The sequence below is a fragment of the Enterococcus malodoratus genome, assembly GCF_027659535.1.
In the GTDB taxonomy this organism is placed as follows: domain Bacteria; phylum Bacillota; class Bacilli; order Lactobacillales; family Enterococcaceae; genus Enterococcus_A; species Enterococcus_A malodoratus.
The window spans coordinates 17429-40961 of record NZ_JAQDPG010000017.1; the positions used below are offsets into that span (position 1 = coordinate 17429).

Genomic DNA, 23533 nt, shown 5'->3' on the forward strand with positions numbered 1-23533 from the left:
ACTATCGCTGAGATATGCTAAACTATACGCGAGATGTCGAATCACTTGGACGAGCTTTGTTAGATTTAGTGCGCTCGTGATTAGCATCTTAACTTTGATTATTTCGAAATATTTGAACAAAACTGGAGGACATAATCTTGATTAAGGAATTTTGCGCAGAGAACTATACAGATATTCCCAAAGCTATCCAAGCTGGTGCAGGACGCATCGAACTATGCGACAACTTAGCGGTCGGTGGTACTACTCCAAGCATCGGAGTCATCGAAGAAGCATTAGCTTATGCAAGTGAAAAACACGTTCCGATTATGACGATGATTCGTCCGCGCGGCGGAAATTTTGTCTACAACGATATTGAATTAAAAATCATGGAGAATGATTTGATTCATGCTAAAAATGCTGGTACTGACGGTGTGGTTTTTGGCTGTTTAACAGAAGAAAACGAAGTCGATGAAGAAGCATTGGAAATGCTAGTCGGAAACAGCGCAGGCCTACTAACGACATTCCATATGGCCTTCGATGAACTTTCTAAAGAAGAGCAATTCAAGACCATCGATTGGTTTGCACGGTTGGGCATCGACCGGATTTTAACTCATGGCGGTCCATTATCTACTACCATCGAAGAAAATCTGCCACATCTAAAAGAATTAGTCGATTACGCAGCCGGACGAATTATTATTTTACCCGGCGGCGGTATCAACTCAGACAACGCTGAAAGAATTGCCTCAACACTAGGCGTAAACGAACTACATGGAACAAAGATCGTAACAATTTAAAAGGGAAGTGACTCGTTGGAGTCACTTCCCTTTTTTATGTTCTTTAATAAATTTTTCTATACGGATCAGCCACCGATTTTGCTTGAAACGTAATCGCACTGGATAACGACCTGATAAATAATCCTTGATCTGACGATTTCGATCAGGGAAAATATTCAACGGCAAATTACGAATATCAAAGAAATTGAAGGCCACATAATCATGTGATTCCATCTTACTTTGCGAAATCGTTTCCTGTACCTTATAGACATATGTGATATCTTCGCGATACTCTTTCGTATAAATTCCGATTAGATCCTCAACTGTATTATCAAAAGAAAGCTGCTCCTTAACTAGGCGCTGCATCCCTTCGCGTTCGTTCTCATTCGGCAAAAGTTCGCCTCCAGGCAAATCCCAAACAGGCATCCCCTGACGACGGACCAATAGGATCAATCCGTTACGAATAACAATGGCATAAGCTTTTTTCAAAATTTTCTCACTACTTTCAGCATATGTCTTTTTAATCATCGATCAATGACCGATAAATCGTTCCATAAATAGACTCGCAATATTGAAATAAATCAACACACTGGTCAAATCACTCAAGGTGGTAATAAATGGCCCGCTGGCAACAGCCGGATCAAACCCCAATCGTTCCATAATCATCGGAATCCAACTGCCCGCTAACGTTGCCACGGTAATGGCCGCCATCATTGCAGTTCCGATTACAAACCCCAAAATAAAATTATGTTTCCAAAAACCAACGATAATAAAAATCGTTATCCCTGTTACTAAGCCCGTCACTAAACCGGTCAAAATCTCACCGACCACTAGCTTTCCAAAATTCTTTTCGTTGTCATCCGAAATCGCTAAACGTCGCACAGCGACCGCTAACGACTGGGTTCCCGCATTTCCAGCAGTCCCTGTGATCAATGAGATGAAAACAGCTAAGATACTTGCTTTACTAACCAACGCTTCATAATGATTGATCAAGGTTGCGGTTGTCATACCAAGAAATAATAAAGTAATCAGCCAAGGCAGTCGTCTCGAAGCCGCTTTGACGGGGTTCTCATCAACTTCCTCAACATTGACCCCTGCCAAACCAGAGTAGTCACTCGCCGCTTCGTCATCGATTACATCAATGATATCATCGACCGTCACAATCCCCAACAAATGATCCTCGTAATCAGTTACCGGCAAAGCGAGGAAATCATAATCACGAAATGTCTGCGCCACATCTTCCTGATCATCACCAACGTGAACAGAAATCGTCCGTTCGCTCATGACATCAGAGACCATCGTATCGTCCTCATTAATAATCAAATCACGCAACGAAATAACGCCAACTAATTGATTGTCATCATTCACTACATAAGTATAATAGATTGTTTCGGCAATTTGAGCTTCTTTTTTTAGCACATACATCGCCGAGCGAACTGTTTGATTCGCCACGATTGAAACATATTCCGTCGTCATCAAAGAGCCGGCAGTATCATCTTCATAATGAAGCAGCTCACGAATTTCATTGGCATGTTCCGAGTCCATTAAACTCAAATACTTTGCCACAGGCTTCTTATCTAACTCATTCAGTAAATCGACCGCGTTATCGGTATACATTTCAGACAACATATCGGCGGCATACTGCGGGCGCATCTCGCTCAGATATTCATCGACATGTTCATCGTCTTCTTCAATAACGTCAAACATATCCGCCAATTCCTTTGGTGATAAATAAGAATACATGAGTTGGCGTTTTTCTTCATTCAAAGATTGATAAAATTGCCCCTGATCATAAAAATGCATATCCAAGAAATCATCACGAAATGCCTGCAGATCATTCTGATCCAGTTCCTCCCGTAATTGTTGGAAATGTATTTCTAGCTCTTCTTGGTTTTCATCCATCAATCTCACCTACCTCATAGTTTATGTATTAAATTTTCCAATAGAAAATTTAGTCTGATCTTCAGCACGGATATCATTCTGCTTTACTCATTATTTGTTTTTCCCTATAAAAATCCATTAAATACTTGAATTCAATTGAACAACTGGGAATAGCAGAACTGACAACCTACCTCATAGTTTATGTATTAAATTTTCTAATAGAAAATTTAGTCTGATCTTCAGCACGGATATCATTCTGCTTGATTCTTCGGTTACTTTTTCTAAATAAGTTCTGCTATTTTCGCCATGTCGTTTGCTAATGGCAATTCAAAGGACATGCGTTCCTCTCTGAAGGGGTGAGGAAATGATAAGGAGTAGCAGTGCAGTGCTTGCCGCTCAATTCCTAAATCCATCGCGCCTTCATAAAGATCGTCTCCTAACAACGGACAACCGATCGCAGAAAGATGCACTCGAATTTGATGGGTACGGCCAGTATGTAATTGAATATCAACTAAAGCACATGCTTGATTTCGTTTTTTTAACCAGTACTCGGTCTCCGCTTTTTGTCCGGTTTCAATTACTTGGCGTTTTACTAAAGAAGACAAATCTCGCCCAATCGGCAAAGAAATGTTTCCGTGATCTTGCAATGATTCAACTTCACCTGAAACTAAGGCCTGATATTTTTTAACAAATTGATTTTGCTGTAACCCTTGATCTAGCTTCGCATGGGCAAATCCATGCTTCGCAAACAACATTAGTCCTGAGGTATCTCGATCCAAACGTGTAACGACATGAACGACCTGATTGGCATACTCTTTGTTAACATAGTAGGCTTTGACTCTATTTGCCATTGTTCCTCGAGGGTGATATTGGGCCGGGATTGACGCGATCCCTGCTGGTTTGTTAACGATCAATAAATGTTCGTCCTCAAAGACAATTTCAATCGGAACATCATCTGCTAACAAAGTTTCATGCGGCTCCTCGTCCGGAATCACAACAGTTACAATATCATGGGCTTTTAAAGAAAACAAGACGTTTTGTTCAGTCTCATTCACTAAAATTTTTCCACCCTGAAACTTAATTTTAGCCAGTAATTTTTTTGAGATTCCTTGACGCTTTAAAAAAGTTCGCACTAAAGAACTGAAGGGTTCTTGATAAGTCCATTTAAATTCCACTAGCTTAATCCTCTCGAATAAAGGCATCCTTTACGCGATGCCAAAAATGCATGTGCCGATAAGATGCAAAATGAATCCGCTCATCGGCAATTTTATATTTTATCGATGTGATACCTTTGCGATTGATATCCAGCTGATCGATCGTAATCAGATGCTGCTCGTTGCTTTTTAGCCGTACATCGATCCACTCATGAGAACCGATAATACTTGGTGAACCTAACGTTCTGAAAACTCGATTGTTCAGCGAAGCAATTTCAGATAGCTGCATCGCATTGATGCTGGGGTGAACTACCGCTCCGCCGACACTTTTATTATAAGCGGTCGAACCGGTAGGAGTTGAAATCGCCAATCCGTCTCCTCTGAAACGCTCAAATAACTCTTCTTTAATGAAAACATCTGCCACCATTGTCCGGCTCCCTTTGCGGATCGTGGACTCATTTAAAGCTAAAAAGTGCTTTGGCTCTCCATCTGTTGTAGTTAAAACAACATCTAGAAGAGGATAGCTGACGCTTTTCCCAGGCTCATTACTCAAACTTTTGACCAGCTCGGGTAATTCATAGTCACGCCAGTCGGTATAAAAACCCAGGTGTCCCGTATGAACTCCCAAAAAACGAACCTCATCCAAACGGTGACTATATCGGTGAAAAGCAGATAAAAGCGTTCCATCGCCGCCAATCGTTATGACTAGTTCAGGATCGTGCTCTACAATCTCCAAATCATCCTTATCTGCTAATAAAACACGCAAACGTTGTAACACTCGAATCGATTTTTCTTCTTTATTATGGATGATTCCGATCCGTAGTCCCATGTTTTCCCACTTCCTTCTTTTGTTCCTTACGATTGAATAAATGTTGCGCTTCTTGAATCTCATCACGAATACTAGACATTTCTTCGTCTAATTGATACGCTGCTTCGGCTGCACGGAACAATCGTCTCTGTATATCTTCCGGAATTTGACCCTTATATTTATAATTCATTGAATGCTCGATGGTTGCCCAAAAATTCATCGATAACGTTCTGATTTGAATTTCAGCTAGAAGTTTTTTCTCTCCTTCTAACATTTGCACTGGATATTCAATCACCAAATGATAGGAACGATACCCGCTGGCTTTTCGATTCGTAATATAATCCCGCTCTTGAATAATCTTCATATCATTACGTCTCCGTAAAATTTCTACAACTAACGGAATATCTTCTACAAACTGGCACATGATGCGCATTCCGGCCATATCAGACATCTCATCTTCTAAACGATCCAATGAGATTCCCCGCAGTTCCGCCTTATTCAAGATGCTCTCTAACGGCTTGACACGCCCAGTTACAAATTCGATTGGTACATGCCCTCCACTGGTACGATACTGTTTTCGTAAGCCGCGCAGTTTTATTTTTAATTCAGCTACTGCCAATTCATAAGGAGCAAGAAATGTATCCCAGTCTCTCTCCATCACAAGTCCTCCGCTTCTTTTTCCATTCCTTACTTATCTTATCATAAACCCTCGCTAGAAAAAATTATCACATTTTTGTCTCTTAACAAATATTACAAAATACTAACATTTTCATGGAATTCGTTCTAATCGTTTGACTAGCTAGGTTATTCTATGTGAGGATGTCTTATATTAGGAATTTTCTAGAATCAGAGGTAAAATAATAGTGAGTGAAGAAATTGAAATCGAATTCAAGAGTATGTTGTCACAAATTGAATACGAAAAACTGTTACGTTACTACAATATTACGGATGATCAATTTGTAATACAGACGAATCTTTACTTTGATACGGCTGATTTCCAATTAAAACAACAAGGTATGGGCTTGAGGATTCGGCGTTTTGCTGATACAGCAGAGGCCACCTTAAAAGTTCCGCAACCGGTTGGGCTTCTAGAAGTTACTGACAAACTTACACTTACCGAGGTAGATCAGGCTTTACAAAAGAACCAGTTCACCTCTGAAGCCACGGAAATCTTAGCGCGATTACAAAGTCTGAATATTTCGTTCTCCCATCTGCACCTAATTGGGAAATTAATCACAAAACGTGCTGAGTTCACGATTCCTGAAGGAAAACTTGCGTTAGATGAAAGCTGGTACAGTGATCAGCATGACTTTGAGTTTGAACTAGAAGTCCTTGATCCTGAATATGCCGAAGCTGATTTTGAAAAACTGCTAAAAAAATTTGATTTACCTTTTCGAAAAACACAAAATAAAATTGTTCGAGCCGTAACCGCACAGCGCGAACAGGACAAAGAGATGGAGGGACTCCAGTGATTGAAATTTATTTGTTTGTTAATCCGATTGGGAAAAAGTGTTTATCCATTGAACGACGAATCATTGATTTGATCAATGAATACGACATGAAAATTCAATTACGTTTGATTCCCATCATGAATTTAAAAACAATCTCTGAATTTATGCAGCGCATTGGCGCTTCTGATAAGGATCTTCAATTGCGGACTGAATTATCACAAGAGATTCATTCTGCAGCTTTGGATGTCAAAGCTGCGCATCTTCAAGGAAAAAAACGCGGACGCGACTTTTTAGTCGAATTACAAAAAACAATCGGTGAGCAAAAACAACCTTATTCAAAAAAATTGGCCATTCAACTGTTTACTAAAGTTGGCGGCGACTTAGAAATGTTTTTAGAGGATCGGCATTCTGATTTTGTCCAAGAAGCTTTTTTAACAGATCAGCAGATCGCTCATGAGATGGAGATCACTTCCCACCCTTCAGCTGTCATTTATAATTATGGCGGAGATTGCGACGCGGGAGTCCGTATCGAAGGCTGTGACACAATCCATCATATTTTAGATACATATAATACTAAGGAATCATTAATTGCATTTTTAGAAGCACAAAGTAAAAACGCACCAATCAGACAGTCAGCACCTGACAATCATTTATCACTTATCTAAAAAAAATGTCATTGCCGTTTTGGCAATGACATTTTTATTTTTTGATTTGAATGGCATTGTCTTTCGTAAAGATATGTCCCTTCTGCTGTTTCGTTAAATAGAGATTTACTTTTTCTTGGCGCAATTTTTTGATTCCAACTTTAAATCCGTTGCCCTCATTGTCTTTGATACAATAAACACCGCCAGGAATATTTTCAAAACGAGCACGTCCTGCTTCATCCGTCACCGTCATAAACGGGATACCTTTTCTTTGAACGGGACGTTTTCCATTTTTCGTGTACATCGCAAATTCTTTTCCAGCCAGTAAATTACCTGCCTGATCCGTGCGGACAATAGTCAAATTGAATCGCCGTTTCCGCAGAAGATACGCATGGATCGCTCGATAAATACCAAAGAGTAAAATCAGGATAGAAAGTCCAACCCCTACTAAGATCAAAATTTCTTTTAGTTTCCGCGAATCATCGGCCTGTTTGATTGCCTTAGCCATTTTCTCTGTGTAAGGAACACGATGGCCTGTCACCAATAGGCGATGACTATTAATCATATAAGGCGTACAAGTCAGTAAGGTGACGATATCACGCCCAGGTTCAATGTCGATAACGGACGTGTCCGATGGTTCCACTACTTCAATTTTATCTACTTCATAGGCCAATTTTTCTTCAAATAGAGTGATCACAAAAATCTCACCCTTTTTCACTTCTTCCAAATCCGTAAAAAGTTTTTTCTCAGGCAAGCCGCTATGAGCAGAAATAACTGAGTGCGTATCGATCCCACCTGTTGGATATGATGTTCCTTGCAGCACTGTCGCTCCTTCTTGCAGCAGTTTTTCATTCGTTGTATCGAATAAAGGCAAGGTGATCTCGATAGTTGGAACACTAATAGCCCCAATCAAATGCTTACGAATGTATTCATCACTGACGATTTTGCGCTCATTGCTATTAGTGAATTGAGGAGCTTTAGGAACCAATCCATTTTTCTTCAGCTCTTCATTGCGTTTCTTCATTCGTTCTTTAGCTTTACGAACCTGTTCCTTATTTTGTTCTTTATTTTGCAGCTGAACCTCTTCCATCCGTTTTTGATCAATGAAATCGTTGACCGCGTTGATATAAAATGGATACGTCATGACTAGTATTCCCGTTAAGAAAACAAGGATCATGAAAATTTTGCTGATCATTTGTCTTTTGGCACTATTCTTAGGTGACTTTTTCACGCTAGTTCACCTTGCTTTCAATAATATAATGCTTGATCTTTTGTTTAATATTTTTATACCCTCTGCGTTTAAGAATCTTAAATTTCTGATCCTTCAATCGCCAGATTTTCCCTTTTACACTTAACCCATTCTCAGTTTCTACTCGATAGACACCGCCAGGAATCTGCGGAAACTCTATCTTCCCGTATGCATCACTGACGGTATGGACAAGCTTACCGTCAACTCGAACAACATCTCCTTTTTGTGTAAGCAGTGCACGAACACCTGGATAAGGTTCGCCATTCTCATACAGGTAGAACACAAAGTTGTAATCGCGTTTCTTCGATTGATAAAGAATAATCTTGCGCCAGACAAAGTAGCCAAAAATAACTGCGAAGAATAAGCAGCCCGCGGCTAAATAGAAGACCCGGCGACGATGACACTTTTCGGTCTCCTTAATTTTCTTCGCGGCCTCAACCGGATAGGCCACTCGATGTCCAGTCACTAGCAAACGATGACTATTCACCCCATATGGTGTGCAGGTCAGTAAGGTCACTAAGTCACGATTCAGTTCAATTTTGAGCGAATCAAAATTATCAGGTTTTACGACTTTGATTCGATCCACCTGATAAGCCAATTTTTTTCCCTCAATATGTAAGAAAAATTTGTCTTTCTTCTTTAATAGTTCTAAGTCCGTAAATAATTTCTTTTCCGGCAATCCTGTATGCCCCGTGATGACGGAATGCGTCCCTTTACCACCCACTGGGAAGGAAGTTCCCTGCAGTACCGTGGCACCTTTGTCTAATAAAAAATCATCCGTCTTGTCATAAACTGGAAGACTTACTTTTATTTTAGGTATAAAGACTGCTCCAATCATATGTTTTTCATAATATTCTTTTTTAGGACTTTTTGTTCCACGCAAAGAGGTTTCAAAAGGATCATCAAAGCTTCCGGCACCCGGAATAATTGTTTTTAATTTCTTATTTTCTTTTTCAAGCTTTTCGAGGCGCTTTTTCTTATCGGCCTCTGAACGAGCTTCCATCTTCTCTTGAACTTCTTCAAGGCGTTGCTGATCCACATAATTGTTGATCGAATCCACAACGAAGGGATACATAAAAATCAGAAAACCTGCAATAAACATGATCGCAATTGACAGCTTTAAAAATAAGTCAATTTTGTCTCTTTTATTCGGTTTACTCATTGTGAATCACCCCCTCTACTTATGCTAATTTTCGCATAATAATTCTCAAAAGAGAAACTCCAATTGTAAAAATTCTTTCAACTATTTGAATATAAAGCCTTTAGTTACGTAGGCTTTTCCGCATAAAACCAAGCATTGTATACAATTCTTAGGGATCGCTTTTTCTCCCTGCTCTGCTTCTTTGAAAATGGCCCTGAACATCAATCTTTAACAAAAATAAATATTTTCTATCCTTTTATAATCATTCATAAACTATATTTCTTCAACTTGTTTAAAAATTGCCGTAAAAAAAGCAGGAGTCTTAGACTCCTGCTTCATCATTTACTAATCCTTCAGTTCTTCAACTAATTGTTCTAATTCATCTAATCGTTGAGCAAATATCTCCATCGCGTCTTCAATGTAAGTTGGTCGTGTCATATCCACTCCAGCTTTTTTCATGACTTCGATTGGATAATCGCTGCTGCCGGATTTCAAGTAAGCCAAATATTTTTCCAATGCTTCCGGCTCGCCTTCTACTATCCGTTTCGCTAATGCGCTCGCAGCCGAAAAGCCTGTCGCATATTGATACACGTAGTAATTATAGTAGAAATGCGGAATTCTTGACCATTCATCTTTGATTTCTTCATCATTTACTATGATCGGTCCATAATATTTCGTATTCAATTCACCATAGAACTTGCTTAGGTATTCGCTAGTTAGCGGATTGCCTGCTGCATCTTCCGTATGAATAAAGTGTTCGAACTCGGCAAATTGCGTTTGACGGAAAATAGTTCCTTTGAAACCATCTAGAAAATGGTTAATGATATAAGCACGAATTTTAGGATCTTTTTCCGTTTCTAATAAATAGCTGGTCAAAAGATTTTCGTTCGTTGTTGATGCAATTTCTGCTAAGAAGATCGAATAATCCCCATAAACATACGGCTGTGTATGACGAGTGAAATAGCTGTGAACACTATGTCCCATCTCGTGCACCAGTGTATAAAGCTCGTCTAAGCGATCATGCCAATTTAATAAAATATATGGCTGTGTATCGTAAGCCCCAGAAGAGTAGGCGCCGCTGCGTTTCCCTTGATTCTCGACGACATCAATCCAGCGTTCAGCGAATGCTTGTTTTACTACTTCCAAATATTCTTCGCCTAATGGTTTCAACGCTTCAAGCGCCTTTGCCTGTGCTTCTTCGTAAGTAAATTTGATTGGCGCTTCCGCTAATAGCGGTGTGTACAAATCATACATATGCAGCTCGTTTAAGCCTAATAACTCCTTACGCAATTCTACATATCGATGCAGCAGTGGCAAGTATTGATTGACCACTAACGTCAAAGTTTCATACACGTCTTCGGGAATATGATTTCCGCTTAATGCAGCCGCACGTGCTGAAGTATAGCCGCGTACTTTTGCTTTGTAATTATGGGACTTAATATGAGTACTCAACGTTGAAGCGAAAGTATTACGGAATTGATGGTAAACAGAATACAAAGCTTTAAACGCTTTTTCACGAATATTTCGATCGGTACTCTCTAATAGTTGACCATAGACACCATGTGTTAACTGAACATCCTCGCCCGCTTCATTTTTTACTATCGGGAATTTCAAATCAGCATTGTTCATTACTGAGAATGTATCCGCCGAACTACCAAAAATCTCACTAGCTCCTGCCAGCAAAGCTTCTTGTTCCGCCGGCAAAACATGGGCTCTTTCTGAAATAATCTGCTCAACAAAATGACGATACAAATCAAGTTTTGGTTCAGCTTCGAAAAATGCCCAGATTTCTTGATCAGAAAGCTGCAGCATTTCCGGTTCAAACCAGCTGACTGCTTCGCTGACTTGTGCAATCAAACTAGATGCCCGTGCATAAAGCGCTTGATTCGTCGTATTCGCGGTATCTTCATCATTTTTTAAATGGGCGTAGACGTAAATGACTTCCGCTTTGCGATAAATGTCTAAAACATATTCAATCGCTGCTAAAAATTCTGCTGCGCCTTGATTCAAACTTCCTTTTATCTTATCCACTTCCGTTAATTCATTCGATAAGGCTTGGAATTTCGTTTCAAAAGCCGCGTCATCCGCAAAAATTTTGGTTAAGTCCCAAGTTAACTCGACAGGTACTTCCTGACGTTTTGGCAATTGTTTTGCTTCACTCATAAAAACACTCCTAACTCGTTTCTAAGATACTTTTTCTTTAGGAAAAACAGGATTCTCAACGTACATCTTTACCTGCTCAGCCTAAAATGCGGAAAATAAGTGGTATTCGATTTATTAATCATCCTCAATCTTACCACAATTTAGAAAAAAGTATTTTCAAAAGCTGTTAGACGGATGAAACTTTAGCCTTTCTTTGACAAAAAATTGCTTCAAGATACAGCCGCTCCAATATTTCACGCTGATCAATACGATAAAAGGACCATTCCTTTTGATTTTCCTCGCGGTACTTTAGGAATTTTTGAAAAATCTGCGAAGCATTTTTTGCTTCCTTTTGAAATAGATAGCGAAACACTAAAAGATCTTCCTGATAAAAGAAGAAATAGCGGCTTGGAAAATACATCCAATTCGGCAAATACAGCAGATGCCTCCGCTCTAGATAAAAATACTGCTGCAACGCGCGAATCTTAGGATTACTTTGAACCAATTTTAGACTCAAAGTCTCCTTACATTTAATCACACCTTCTATAGTAGGAAAAAGGTGCGGCGGATGCTTAGAAACCGGCGAATGAAAAATCTCTCTTAGTGGTTGCGAGAAGCTGGGCCAGCATTCCTCACAATAAATTAGTTGATCTACTTCGTGGATATGGTACAGCAGGCGAATTTGATTTTTTTCCAGCAACCATAGATGTACTCCTCGATCCTTATCGAATGAACAAAATTGTCTTTGCAGTTGAGTGAATTTCCCATTGGGCCAGAGCATTTTTCCCAGCAGCCACCAATCTTGATATTCTTTTTGCTGATAACCAGTGATTCGCTCTTCTAAGCGGATACTTTTCAATGGCGAACACTGAATTTCTACAGCTAACCGTTCATGTAGTAAATCGGGTCGCTGCGATAAATCCAGTAACGGTTCCTCCATCCGCCACCCTTCTTCAAAACGATTTCCCCAAGTATAAAAAAGTTGCTTCAACCGCAAATGCTCCGGTGTTTCACCCTCACTAAGCCCATGACACTCTGCATTCTGATTATGAGCAAAGTGGGGAATCTTTACTTTTCCGGCTTTTCGAATCAAACGCTCTCCACAATCCGGACAATAACAAGTCCGTTTATCATTAATTTCTGAAGCCCCAATCATTTCTTTTCCCTCTGTGTAAGCAAACAACATTTTCCTCACCTCAAAAGAAAGATACGCAGGTGCTTCAATTTTTATGTAAGAATGACAAAAAAGACCATCGTTCGATCGAACGATGGTCTTTGAACTACTTAATTAAAATGAGCACGCGTAATTTCGATTGCATCACGATGCATCAGTAATTTCCCATACTCTTCCAACATTTCTGTAGAGACAGCAGAATTTTGAACATACTCCAATATTTCAGCAATAACATCAGTTAACCCAAACTCACCGAAAATATTAGGATCAAAATAGACCTGTAAATAATACGTCTCATCCAATAGATATAAATCACACCAAGCTTCATCTAAAAAGTGATAGCTTGCTAATTCAATCATGTCCTCAAAGCTATTCAATTGAAAAACTCGTAAACGACTAGTTTTTTCATCTTCTTCAAGGCCTTCAGAATTAGCTAGAATTTGTTGACGAATCAATTGATCAAAATCATTTGATTCAAACTCTGTTGAATTATTCATTTTGTTGATATCTTCAGGTGTCAGATTTTTACTAATAAATAGTTCCAATCCGTCATTTTTCGGAAGAACTTGGAAAGTAACCGCCTCACTGCTCTTGAACTCATCTTCAATGTCGACTTCCTCTAAAATACTATAGAAGAAAGATTCGATTTCGCGATGATTTCCCAGCAGATCCAAAAAGGTAATCCCTCGTTCGGCTAAATCTTCATTCTCGATAATCACTCGGATCGTATTCTCATTGATGTGTTCCATCTCCATCTTGGCACACCTCACTTTAAAGATAGATTATATGTTCATTGTAACTGATTCCGGTTAAAAGTAAAGAAAGCCGGCGAATTTTATTAAATTCCTATAAACAAAAGAAAAAGCCTGCTCTTCTATCCTAGAAACTAGACTGCACACACTCCGTCAGAATACCTTTAACTTCAAATTTCTATGATCCATTTTGAAATATCTAAACCACCGATTCCCAAAGTAATTCTTCTGCCTATAAGTTACCCTATCTGTGTACAGATTACTGCTCTCTGTAATTGAATAAATAAAAAATTAAACACTTATCCCTTTTGTTTAATCAACAGGCTGGCGTATACTTTCCCTAAGGAGGTTTTTAGATGATCAAGAATATTGTGTTTGATTTAGGAAACGTTTTAGTCGATTTTGATCCCTTGCGCTTTGTTCGTGAAAAAACCGCAGATGAAAAACAGCAAAAGCTGCTGATGTCAGAAATTTTTGGTTCGGTGGACTGGCTGCGTTTTGATAAGGGAACGATGACAAAGCAGGAACTATTGTCATCAGTAAAAACACGATTGCCGGAAGAATTGCATGCAATCGCTGAAGAGCTGTTAGCTACTTGGCATAACGGCCTGCACCCGTTGCCGCAGATGAAGGATCTTCCCTTGCAGTTGAAAGAAAAGGGCTTTGGTGTTTATCTGCTTTCCAATGCGCCGCAGGATTACTATCTTTATGAAGAAAAGGTCCCTAATCACAATTCTTTTGACGGTATCTTTATTTCTTCGGATTGGAAATTGTCTAAGCCTGAACACGAGATTTTTCAAACTTTCTACAGCCATTTTCGCTTGAATCCCGCTGAGTGCTACTTTATTGATGATATGGCCGCTAATATCTTAGCAGCAGAAGAAACCGGCATGAGTGGCTTTCATTTCAAAAAGAACTTTTCGTCCTTAAAAGAAGAGTTGACTCGATTTGGCTTGTAACAAGCTAAATTCATTTCTATACAAAAAATGCCTCGCATCCGCGAGGCACTTATTCTATAATCCAGCCATTAATTGGGCTTGACGTAATTCGTATTGGCGAACGTCACGAGGTAAGAAACGGCGAATTTCATCTTCGTTAAATCCAACTTGTAAACGTTTGTCGTCGATCATAATCGGACGACGCAACAATCCAGGATTTTCCTTGACCAAATCTAGCAATTCTTTCAATGACAATTCATCTAAATCCATGTTCAACTTTTGGAAAACTTTTGAACGAGTCGAAATAATTTCTTCGGTCCCATCCTCAGTCATTTGTAAAATGGCCTTCAACTCATCGATGTTCAATGGCTCAGAAAAGATATTTCGTTCAACATAAGGAATCTCATGTTCCTGTAGCCAAGCACGTGCTTTCCGACATGATGTACAACTAGGGGAAGTATATAGCGTTAACATACATATCACTCCTTTTCTTGACTCTCAAATTTTGTAACAGGTAAAACTCACTTCCTGCTATCTGTTTCTATTATACAAAAAAAAGGTAACAAAAAAAAGAGGTGGATCGCTTTTTTTTTACAAATATTAACGTTATTTAATCTAAACCGACGCGATAGAAGCAGTCACGGCACTTTCAATTTGTCAAGATGAGAAAATAGTGGCGTACCTCTCATTTGCAACAGTAGTGTAACAGGTTCGATAACTGTATTAAAACAAATGAATTTTTTTATAAATTGCTCGATTAATTTCAAAAAAAATATTTTTTTATCTTACAAAAAACTTGAAACCAAGTTTTACAAACCCACAAAAAAATTTATAATACTGTATATTACAAGTCTTTTTTAGAATTATTTTAAAATAGTTTATTCTTTAAAATACAGCGGTTATTATTTTATAGTTATTTTATGCTACGCTCTTAACCTTTTCTCTGTATCAAATTTTTCCTAACAAAAACTCTGTTAGAATAGATACAGCTTTCAAAAATTCAAAAAATATCAAAATTTTTATAGACTTTTCAAAAAAAGGTGAAGCCTAAATTTCCGCGCTCATTCATCGTTCCAATCATTATTTTTTTCTTCGAGAATATTTTTGATTGATTGCGATCAATGTTTTTTTCAATATTTTACCGCAGTGATAACATAACAAGAATTATCTGAAATATCTATTTTTTTGCTTAGGATAAATAAAAACAACTGTTTTTTGATATAATGAGATCATTCAAAACTAAGGAGTGATCCAATGATCCAAGGAATAGTATTTGATCTCGACGATACCTTATACGAGCAGCAAGCTCCCTTTGCAGAGGCCGTTCATACCATTTTTCCGGCTTTTCCAACAGAAAAGATGAATGCTTTATTTATTCGTTTTCGTCATTATAGTGATTTACATTATATGAAATCGATCACTGGGGAGTGGTCGTTAGAAAAGATGCGTTACGAGCGAATTCGGCTTGCGTTGGCGGATTTTGATTTCGTTTCGACAGATTTTAATTTAGAAAAATTTCAAGCTGCCTACGATCAGGCATTGCAGTCAATCTCTCTGCCTTCAGAAATAGTCGCTTCGCTGGACTTCTTAACACAACAGAAAACTCCACTTGGAATTATCACTAATGGGCCAGTGGATCGTCAAAAAGACAAGCTTAACGCCTTGCAGCTGACGCGCTGGATTGATTCAGAAAATACCTTGATCTCTGATGGTGTTCAAATTCAAAAACCCGATCCGGAAATTTTTCATCTGATGGAAAAACAATTAAACTTGTCTGCGGAGTCGCTTTTATATATCGGAGACAGCTTTGATAATGACGTCATTGGCGCTAAAGCGGCCGGTTGGTCCGTCTGGTGGTTCAATCACCAAGGTCGAAAAATCCCAAATGGCCAACAAGCAATTTTTGAAAAAGAATGTACGAGTTTTAAAGATCTGAATAACGCTCTGATGAACAAAAAAAGTTTGCAACGCTAAGCGCTGCAAACTTTTTTATTCACCTAAACTTAGGATCAAGCGAATATCTTCTTCAGTAAGCTTGTTGGTTTGTTCTTCATTGCCTTGGATAACCTTTTGGAACAATTCCCGTTTTTCTTGCTGCAATAGGTTCATTCGTTCCTCAATTGTTCCTTCTGCAATCATGCGCCAAACTTCGACGACTTTCTTTTGTCCGATTCGATGTGCGCGTCCAGCAGCCTGTTCTTCTACTGCCGGATTCCACCATAGGTCATATAAAATGACTGTGTCAGCACCGGTTAGGTTCAATCCGGTTCCCCCGGCCTTTAAAGAAATCAAGAAGACATCTTTTTCACCGCCGTTGAAATCATCTACCATCTTCAACCGATCCGCGACTTTGGTACTTCCACGTAAATAGAAGCTTGAAATGCCTTCATCCGCGAATTCTTTCTCTATAATTGAAAGCATACTAGTGAATTGCGAGAATAATAAGACACGTCGGCCATTTTCCTTCGCTGCATGAATCAAGTCTTTAACCTGATCCAGCTTCCCTGACCCGCCTTCGTAGCCTTCCATAAATAGACGCGGATCATCGCAGATTTGGCGTAAACGGGTCAGACCTGCCAGAATGCTTACACGCTGCTTACGGAACGTTGCAGAGTCCATTTGATCGACTTCTTGACGCATGCGTTTTAGATACGCCAGATAAACGGTCTTCTGTTCTTCCGTTAAGCTGCTTAAAACGTTGGATTCGATTCTTTCTGGCAGCTCTTGCAAGACGGTATCCTTATCACGTCGTAAAACAAACGGCTGGATCATCTTGGCAATCTCTGAGACAGCCATTTGACGGAAACGACCGATCGTCGGGAAGAATCCCGGCATGACGGTTTGGAATAACGACCACAGCTCTTCCAGATTATTCTCAATCGGCGTACCGCTTAACGCGAAGCGATGCGGGATCGATAAATTACGCAGAGCACTGGACGTTTTCGTTGAGGCATTTTTCACCATCTGCGCTTCATCAAGGATCATATACTGATAACCTTGCTTTTCATGCAGGTCTATATCTTGCCGCAAACTTGCATACGAAGTAATAACGATTTCGTCAGCGTTCTCAAGCAACTGTTCCCGCTCTCCGCGATTTCCCGAGATAACCATTGATTCTAGACTAGGCGCGAATTTCTTGATTTCTGCCTGCCAGTTATAAACTAAACTTGCTGGTGTTACGATCAATGCTTTGATCGGCTGTTGTCTCTTCTCTGCCAACAAAAAGGTGATAACTTGGATTGTTTTACCTAGCCCCATTTCATCGGCCAGGATTCCCCCGAAACCATAGTCGCTCAGCATTTTCAGCCAGCGGAAGCCAGCTTCCTGATACGGCCGCAAAGTAGCCTGCAAATTGTCTGGCAGCTCCACCGGATAATCTTCTGAATGAGTCAGATCCTGTACCATCGCAGTAAAGCTTTCACTAAATTGCGCCTGCGGGTTATCCTTCAAACGCTGCTCCAGCATGATTCCTTGACTCTTCGGTAAACGAATCAATCCGTCTTTGGCACTGATTTTTTCCCGTAATTGACCGATCAGCTCGCTGGTTTGCTGGAAAGCCTCTGAATCAAAGGACAAGACTTCTCCATTATCCAATGTATAAAAGCGGTCCTTCCGCAACAAACTATTAAGTACATGATCAATCTCATTGTCATTAATGCCCGTAACATCAAATTTGATATCCAGCCAAGAGCCCTCTTGTCCAACTTCAAGTGTTGGCTGGAATTCTTCACCGTCTAAAAATAGTTGACGCAGTTTTTTACCCATACGCACTTCGGCGAAGCGGCGGAACTCCTCTACCTCGACTGTGAAGAAGTAATATAGATTATCTTTGACCGGCAATTTCTTCTCAAAACCCGTATCGATTTTTTGGTAACGATACGTATCAAAGAGTGCTAAAATTTGTTTCTCTTTTTTTCGATCCCGTAAAATCTCCACGTTGTTCGGAAGTTTTGGCTGATGAGCCTCATTAGTAGAGAAGTAGGCGTTGCCATAATGGAATTCGGCTTCTGCTTTGACCATCCCTTTGATCTTGCGGAAAATCACGACCGCCCGCAAAGGTTCTTCTTTCATGATCTCCGCGACATCATCGGTTACGATTACTCGCCCGATTTTTCGTAAGTAAGGAAAAACATCTGTGAACAATTGCGAAAGCTGGCGCTGCTCATAAGCAATAACCGGTTCTTTCAAACGTTTCATCAATTGCTTCATTGTAATATAGGTATCTTGCTGTTCGTGAGTCATCAAATAGTAAGAATTTTCAACAAAGCCTAGGAAATAGTTACTATAATAGTTCGTAAATCCATCCTCAATCGTTAAACCAAAATCATCTTCACCACGTTTTTCCAAAGTGAAGGATAACGGTAATTCTTGTCCTTCGTGAACTTCAGAATACGTTTTTTCACCTAATTTGATACTTAAGTGGCCTGTTTTTTCCATCGCTCTCAATAATTCCTGCATCCGATGAACCGGGAGCAAGAGATAGCGCTTGTCTAATTTGCCTTTGACTTGCAGACCTGTTTTACCCAATAGCTGATACGTTTCGCTGATTCCAACTAAATCTTCAATCAAGTCTCGGCATTTAGGATCAAAGGCCCCGGCCTCAATCTGGAAGCGGTATTGTTTATTGACCGTATAGGCTGAATCTGTTTGATACGCATGCAGGAAGTCATACAGGTTTTTTACGATATAACTCCGCTTGTTCAAATTACTGCCGATTCTTAATGACAACGTCAAAACATCCAACTCAGGATGATAAGGATTCGTTGGGATCGCCTCGACTATAAAATCAACAAATAGCGATTGCAACGGTTCTGCTTCTTTTTCCAAGCGTGAAAATCCTTGGTTCAACAGATCAGCAAAAGACACGCTGCTCTCCATCTTTTTCGGCAAAACAGTCTCGGGTTTGATCACTCGAGAAAGACCTTTTTCCCGCAGGTACAACTCCACTGCTACAGTATGTTTGCAATATCCGTGCTCTTCCCAGTAAGGACAAGCGCAAATATCATTTTCTTTTCCACTGCCATCTAAATCAACCAGATAAAGTTCGCTGCCTAATACTTCACCATGCCAAACACGTCTAGCTGGGTCCGCCTCAACGGATAAGACCCGTCCCTCTTTTAAATAAGTTCTGCCGCGTTCAATCACTTTTTCTGGAATACTCCATCTCATTTACGTTTCACTCCATCCTTCTAGCTGGTAACGAATACTGCTGCGTCCCGTCCCGCTAGTTTCCACAATAATTTGTTGTGGGATACGTTCTTTCAACTCTCTTACGTGACTGATGATACCAATCATTCGTCCCGCGTTTTCAATACCTTCTAACGCTTCCATCGCCATCTCCAACGCTTCTTCATCCAATGAACCAAAGCCCTCATCGATAAATAGCGCTTCGATCGCCACTCCGCCAGCCTGATTCTGAATCACTTCTGCTAATCCTAGTGCCAGTGACAGTGCAGCGATAAAGCTTTCGCCGCCCGACAAAGTATGGGAACTGCGAGTCGCTCCAGCATTATCATCATAAACATTGATTTCTAACCCTGTATTGCCTTTTGAACGTCCGCTTTCCTGCTTCAATTCAAAACGATAGCGGCCTTTCGTCAACTGGTTCAGCTGCTGATTGGCGCTCTGCAAGACTTCTGCCAAATACCACTGCAATACGTAGCGCTCCAAACTGATTTTTTGCGGATTGTCGCCATTCATCGTCTGATAAAGCTGAATCATCTGACTTAGTTCAGCCAGCTGCTCTTTACTTTGCTCTTGAAGACTCTCGATTTTCTCAACCAGTTCACGTTGCTGCTGCAAATGGTTCTCGTTTGCATAATATTGCTGCTGATAGTCTTGAACTTCTGCTTCACTTTCAGTCAGCAACTTTTGTAATTGATCCAATTCCGGCTTTTGTTGATCCTTAATCGTTTCTTTCAGCCGTTTTTGGCGATCTTTTAAAACTAAAAGTTGCTGCTCGTACTCTGCAATGGCATTTTCTAACAATGAAAGATCCACAAGCGGTTCTGCCAGCATCTCGATTTCCAAACCTGCTTCCGTCAATTGCTTTTGCAACTGTTGTTGATAGTTTTGCAGATTTTCAGCAGTCTCTTGCTGCTGTTTCGCCAAAAGTCGGCTATTCTCTTGCAGGCGAATCCGCTGCTGTTCAATTTCTTTGATCGCTGTTTGATGGGCTTGCAGAAGAATCCGGTGCTCTTCTAAAGCTTGAGTCAGTTCCGCGATGCGAGCCTCTACTGTTGCTAATTGCCAATCCGCTGTCTGCTCTTCTAAACTAGCAAGTCGGCCATCTAAGGTACGCAAATCACCGTTCACAGCATTCAGTGTTTCCTCGATTTCCTGTTTCTTCGCCTGATCATCTGAGGTTTCACTCGTTAGCTCTTGCAGAGCCTGCTTGGTTTCCACGATCTCGGATAGCGCGGCTTCCGTCTCTTTTTTCCGATCCTCGAGAAATTCGACAATTTTCTCTACCTCATCTGTAACCGCCGTCTGATAAAAATCATCAAAGCTGCTTTGAAGCTGCTCGATTTGCAGTTCTAGTGTTTTTTGTCCGGTCAGACGTTCCTCCTGCAGCTTATCAAACGTCTGCTTCGCTACTTCATAACGAGCTTCCGACTGTTCTCTGATCAGTTCTAATTGCTTGATACGAGCTTCTTGGCTTTCAAGCGCTACTTGTAACTGTCCCAGATTATCGGTGGTCAGTTCACTGTGCTGCGCTGGATTCGGATGTTCTTTTGATCCGCAAACGGGACACGGTTCGCCCGGTAGTAAATCCATACTTAAACGGGCAATCTCCGCGGATGCCCACTGGCTTTTCAACTTCTTATAATCAGCCGTTTCACTAGTTAATTGATTGCTGGTTCGACTGGTTTTCTCAACTAATTGAGCCAATTTGATCTGCTGATCTTCTTCCTCTTCCTGCTGATCAAAAATCTGCTTCGCCAGTTCTTGCAGCTTCGTTACTTGTTGCTGAAATTGCAGCTCTTCATAACATCGATCCTGCCAAACCTTTTCAGTGCTTTGTTTAGCTTCTAGAATTTTCTTCTTATCTTCATGATTTTTCAACTGCTCATTGATTTGAGCTAATTGCCTTTGCTGCTGTGCTTGTTTAACTGTCAATTCAGCTTTTTGTTCGGTCAATTGATTCTTTTGTTTGACTAACGGTAAAATCAATTCCAAATTTTGCAGCTCTTTTTCCTTTGATTGCCAAACGTCACTCTGTTGTTCAAACTCGGCTGTTTCTTTCTGAGCATCGCTGTATTGCTGTTCCAGCTCTTCGGAATGGCGCTGATTCGCTTGAACCTCTTGTCTTTGCTGATCTTGAAGCTTTTCTAATTCTCTCGTTCGGTCATAGGTAGGCCGGATTTTTTCGATTTCTTTTGCTCGGCTTAACTGCTTTTTCTTTTCTTCATGTTCCGGCAGCTGTTCTTCTAATGCCTCAAGCTGGCCGCGAGTTTCCTCGGCTTGGCGGAAACTTTCAGACAGCTCCTGAGCCTTTTGGTATTGTTGTTGAAGTTCTTTTTGCTTAGTTTGTTTTTCTGTAAGCTCAGCCCGACTTTTTATCAGTTCTTGTTCTTCTGCTGCTAGATAGTTTCGAGCCAGATTTAACGACTCAGCGTAGGTCGCACCTTTATCAGCAACCACCTGCTGAAATAGTTGATCGATTCGTGTCGTCAACTCACCAACGGCCTTTTCCAGCTCCGTCTTTTGAAGCTTCAAATTGTCAGTAAAATTACGATAGAAACTAGTTCCGAATAAACTGCGCAGAACGGTCTCTTTTTCAGTACTGTTGGCATTTAAAAATGTTCGAAACTCTCCTTGCGGCAACATCACAATTTGCCGAAACTGATCCTTTTGCAGATGCAGGATTTGATAAATCACTTCGTTGACGGCATCCACCTTGGTGTAGGCCTCTGCCTCCTGTCCCGCATCGTCAAAAACACTTAATTGAACTTTTTGATTTTTAGTTGTCTCGCCTTTGCCGTTTTTCTTCGCCAAAGTCTGCTTGGGCCAGCGTTCAATTGAATAATTTCGGCCTTGATGTTCAAAAATAAATTGAACTCTGGTTTCTTCCGTCGGCTCGGCGAAAGAGGAACGAATTTCATTTGAGGAACGCACACCGCCTGACGCATCGCCATACAATGCAAAGGTGATCGCATCAAAAATTGTGGTTTTTCCTGCTCCGGTTTTGCCGCTGATCAGAAATAGCGGAGCCTCTGACATTTCTTCAAAGTCCACTTCTTCATGTAGAAACGGACCAAAATTTTCCATGATAATCTTTTTAGGAAGCATTAACTTGCGCCTCCTTTTTTAAGAATCGAGTGCAATCCGTCTTCGATCCATTTTTTTTGTAATGCTGTTAAGTCATCCTGCGAAACCTCAGTAAAAAAATCTTCTGTTAATGCGATCGGCGATTTCTCTTTGATATTTTCAGTCTTCAAGCGTGTTTCGATGGCTGTTTCAAAGCCATTCGCACGTTCAACTTGAATGATTCGAGGATATACCTGACGCAATTGATTCATTAAATTAGGGATAACCGCTCGATCCTCTAACAGAATCGATAAGTAATTCTCACGATCAACTGTTGCATAAAATTCTGGGTCCAGCAGTTCTGCGAAGCTGGCCTGCAGCTCCTCAATTTCATGAAGAGGTGTCAATTCACGAAAAGAGAATTCCCCAGTATCCGTCTCCAAGATCCAAACCCCTTTTGCTTGATTCTTCTCCGACAAAGAATATTTTAACGGCGAACCGCTGTAACGGGCATTGTCCATCTTTAGTGCGTCTTTTCCATGCAGATGGCCTAACGCCACATAATCAAAATCAGTTAATAAATTACCATTGATCCCATCAAGTCCGCCAACTTCAATTTTTGTTTCAGAATCAGTCTTGCTGCTGCCTGAGACAAAAAAATGACTGACTAAAATATGCTTTTTGGCTGGATCAAAACTCGCTTTAATTTTTTCGATCACCTTAGGCATTGCCGCTTGAATCGTGCGCAGCTCGGGATCTTCAAAATAGATCCGGGCATCGACAGGTTCAAAGTATGGCAGCAAATAGAATTGTGTATCGCTCATTTCTATAGGATTAAACGCTTCAGCCAACCGTGTGTGAAGATGAAAATTTGATTGATTGAACCAAGGCGCCCCCGTTGCTAAACGCGTAGCGCTGTCATGATTTCCGGAAATCGCCAATAACGGAAACTCTTCCGTCAAATTCCATTCTGCGATCGTTTGATTTAATAACCGGACACTGTCCTCTGACGGCACCGAACGATCGTACAAGTCCCCCGCTATCATAATGGCATCAACCGCTTCGGCTTTTGCAATTTTTAGTATCTGATCAAGAATGTATGCTTGATCTGGCAACAAGTCATAGCCGTGAAGTTTTTTCCCGATATGCCAGTCAGCAGTGTGTAAAACTTTCATTGATCCACCCTTTTCCTAATTA

19 protein-coding genes are annotated in these 23533 nt (G+C 40.4%); 5 read left to right on the forward strand and 14 right to left on the reverse strand.

Annotated elements, in window-relative coordinates; all coding sequences use genetic code 11:
- The first annotated feature begins 137 nt into the window (after positions 1–137).
- Positions 138–773 carry a copper homeostasis protein CutC gene (locus PGP85_RS20180; RefSeq protein WP_010739839.1) on the forward strand — a complete coding sequence of 212 codons (636 nt, stop codon included), beginning with the start codon at positions 138–140 and terminating at the stop codon, positions 771–773.
- A gap of 21 nt (positions 774–794) precedes the next feature.
- On the opposite strand, the gene PGP85_RS20185 is transcribed toward PGP85_RS20180, so the two are convergent.
- From PGP85_RS20185 to PGP85_RS20205, 5 genes are all read right to left on the reverse strand, one after another.
- Entirely contained in the window at positions 795–1280 is a 486-nt protein-coding gene (locus tag PGP85_RS20185; protein ID WP_270329048.1) for an NUDIX hydrolase, read from the reverse strand.
- 3 nt (positions 1281–1283) lie between these two features.
- The gene (gene mgtE, locus PGP85_RS20190) at positions 1284–2654 is read right to left on the reverse strand and encodes a magnesium transporter (protein WP_090408597.1); all 1371 of its coding nucleotides are present in this window, start codon (positions 2652–2654) and stop codon (positions 1284–1286) included.
- A gap of 260 nt (positions 2655–2914) precedes the next feature.
- Positions 2915–3808, reverse strand: coding sequence for an RluA family pseudouridine synthase (locus PGP85_RS20195; RefSeq protein ID WP_287035459.1), 894 nt, complete (start codon positions 3806–3808; stop codon positions 2915–2917).
- A 4-nt stretch (positions 3809–3812) separates the two neighbouring features.
- Positions 3813–4616 carry an NAD kinase gene (locus tag PGP85_RS20200; protein ID WP_010739843.1) on the reverse strand — a complete coding sequence of 268 codons (804 nt, stop codon included), beginning with the start codon at positions 4614–4616 and terminating at the stop codon, positions 3813–3815.
- Positions 4588–5253 carry a GTP pyrophosphokinase gene (locus tag PGP85_RS20205; RefSeq protein WP_010739844.1) on the reverse strand — a complete coding sequence of 222 codons (666 nt, stop codon included), beginning with the start codon at positions 5251–5253 and terminating at the stop codon, positions 4588–4590. The genes PGP85_RS20200 and PGP85_RS20205 overlap by 29 nt, the downstream gene beginning before the upstream one ends.
- Before the next feature lie 205 nt (positions 5254–5458).
- Between PGP85_RS20205 and PGP85_RS20210 the strand changes: the two genes are divergently transcribed.
- Both PGP85_RS20210 and PGP85_RS20215 read left to right on the forward strand, forming a co-directional pair.
- Complete coding sequence (locus PGP85_RS20210; RefSeq protein ID WP_090408591.1) at positions 5459–6067, forward strand: CYTH domain-containing protein; 609 nt, start codon at positions 5459–5461, stop codon at positions 6065–6067.
- Complete coding sequence (locus PGP85_RS20215; protein ID WP_090408588.1) at positions 6064–6711, forward strand: DsbA family protein; 648 nt, start codon at positions 6064–6066, stop codon at positions 6709–6711. The genes PGP85_RS20210 and PGP85_RS20215 overlap by 4 nt, the downstream gene beginning before the upstream one ends.
- A 34-nt stretch (positions 6712–6745) precedes the next feature.
- Here PGP85_RS20215 and PGP85_RS20220 read toward each other — a convergent pair whose 3' ends face one another.
- The 5 genes from PGP85_RS20220 to PGP85_RS20240 all read right to left on the reverse strand — a co-directional run bounded on the left by PGP85_RS20220 (position 6746) and on the right by PGP85_RS20240 (position 13151).
- On the reverse strand, positions 6746–7921 hold the full coding sequence (locus PGP85_RS20220; RefSeq protein ID WP_010739847.1) for a class C sortase: 1176 nt from the start codon (positions 7919–7921) through the stop codon (positions 6746–6748).
- A 1-nt stretch (position 7922) separates the two neighbouring features.
- Positions 7923–9101, reverse strand: coding sequence for a class C sortase (locus tag PGP85_RS20225; protein WP_270329051.1), 1179 nt, complete (start codon positions 9099–9101; stop codon positions 7923–7925).
- 324 nt (positions 9102–9425) lie between these two features.
- Positions 9426–11243, reverse strand: a complete 1818-nt coding sequence (gene pepF / locus PGP85_RS20230) for an oligoendopeptidase F (protein WP_270329052.1) — start codon at positions 11241–11243, stop codon at positions 9426–9428.
- 166 nt (positions 11244–11409) lie between these two features.
- Complete coding sequence (locus PGP85_RS20235) at positions 11410–12408, reverse strand: competence protein CoiA (RefSeq protein ID WP_270329053.1); 999 nt, start codon at positions 12406–12408, stop codon at positions 11410–11412.
- A 98-nt stretch (positions 12409–12506) separates the two neighbouring features.
- Positions 12507–13151, reverse strand: a complete 645-nt coding sequence (locus PGP85_RS20240) for an adaptor protein MecA (protein WP_010739852.1) — start codon at positions 13149–13151, stop codon at positions 12507–12509.
- 353 nt (positions 13152–13504) lie between these two features.
- On the opposite strand from PGP85_RS20240, the gene PGP85_RS20245 reads away from it, so the two are divergent.
- Positions 13505–14107, forward strand: coding sequence for an HAD family hydrolase (locus tag PGP85_RS20245; protein ID WP_270329054.1), 603 nt, complete (start codon positions 13505–13507; stop codon positions 14105–14107).
- A gap of 54 nt (positions 14108–14161) precedes the next feature.
- On the opposite strand, the gene spxA is transcribed toward PGP85_RS20245, so the two are convergent.
- Positions 14162–14560: a transcriptional regulator SpxA gene (gene spxA, locus PGP85_RS20250; protein ID WP_270329055.1), complete on the reverse strand. Its 399-nt coding sequence runs from the start codon at positions 14558–14560 to the stop codon at positions 14162–14164.
- 780 nt (positions 14561–15340) lie between these two features.
- Here spxA and PGP85_RS20255 point away from each other — a divergent pair.
- Entirely contained in the window at positions 15341–16060 is a 720-nt protein-coding gene (locus PGP85_RS20255) for an HAD family hydrolase (RefSeq protein ID WP_270329056.1), read from the forward strand.
- A gap of 15 nt (positions 16061–16075) precedes the next feature.
- Here PGP85_RS20255 and PGP85_RS20260 read toward each other — a convergent pair whose 3' ends face one another.
- Genes PGP85_RS20260 through PGP85_RS20270 form a run of 3 tightly spaced genes read right to left on the reverse strand, consistent with a single transcriptional unit; the run spans position 16076 to position 23511 of the window.
- Entirely contained in the window at positions 16076–19255 is a 3180-nt protein-coding gene (locus PGP85_RS20260; RefSeq protein ID WP_010739856.1) for a DEAD/DEAH box helicase, read from the reverse strand.
- Positions 19256–22378 (reverse strand): SbcC/MukB-like Walker B domain-containing protein, encoded by a 3123-nt coding sequence (locus PGP85_RS20265; RefSeq protein ID WP_270329057.1) that lies wholly within the window; start codon positions 22376–22378, stop codon positions 19256–19258.
- Positions 22378–23511, reverse strand: coding sequence for an exonuclease SbcCD subunit D (locus tag PGP85_RS20270; RefSeq protein WP_270329058.1), 1134 nt, complete (start codon positions 23509–23511; stop codon positions 22378–22380). Before PGP85_RS20270 ends, PGP85_RS20265 begins: the two co-directional genes overlap by 1 nt.
- Positions 23512–23533 lie beyond the last annotated feature (22 nt).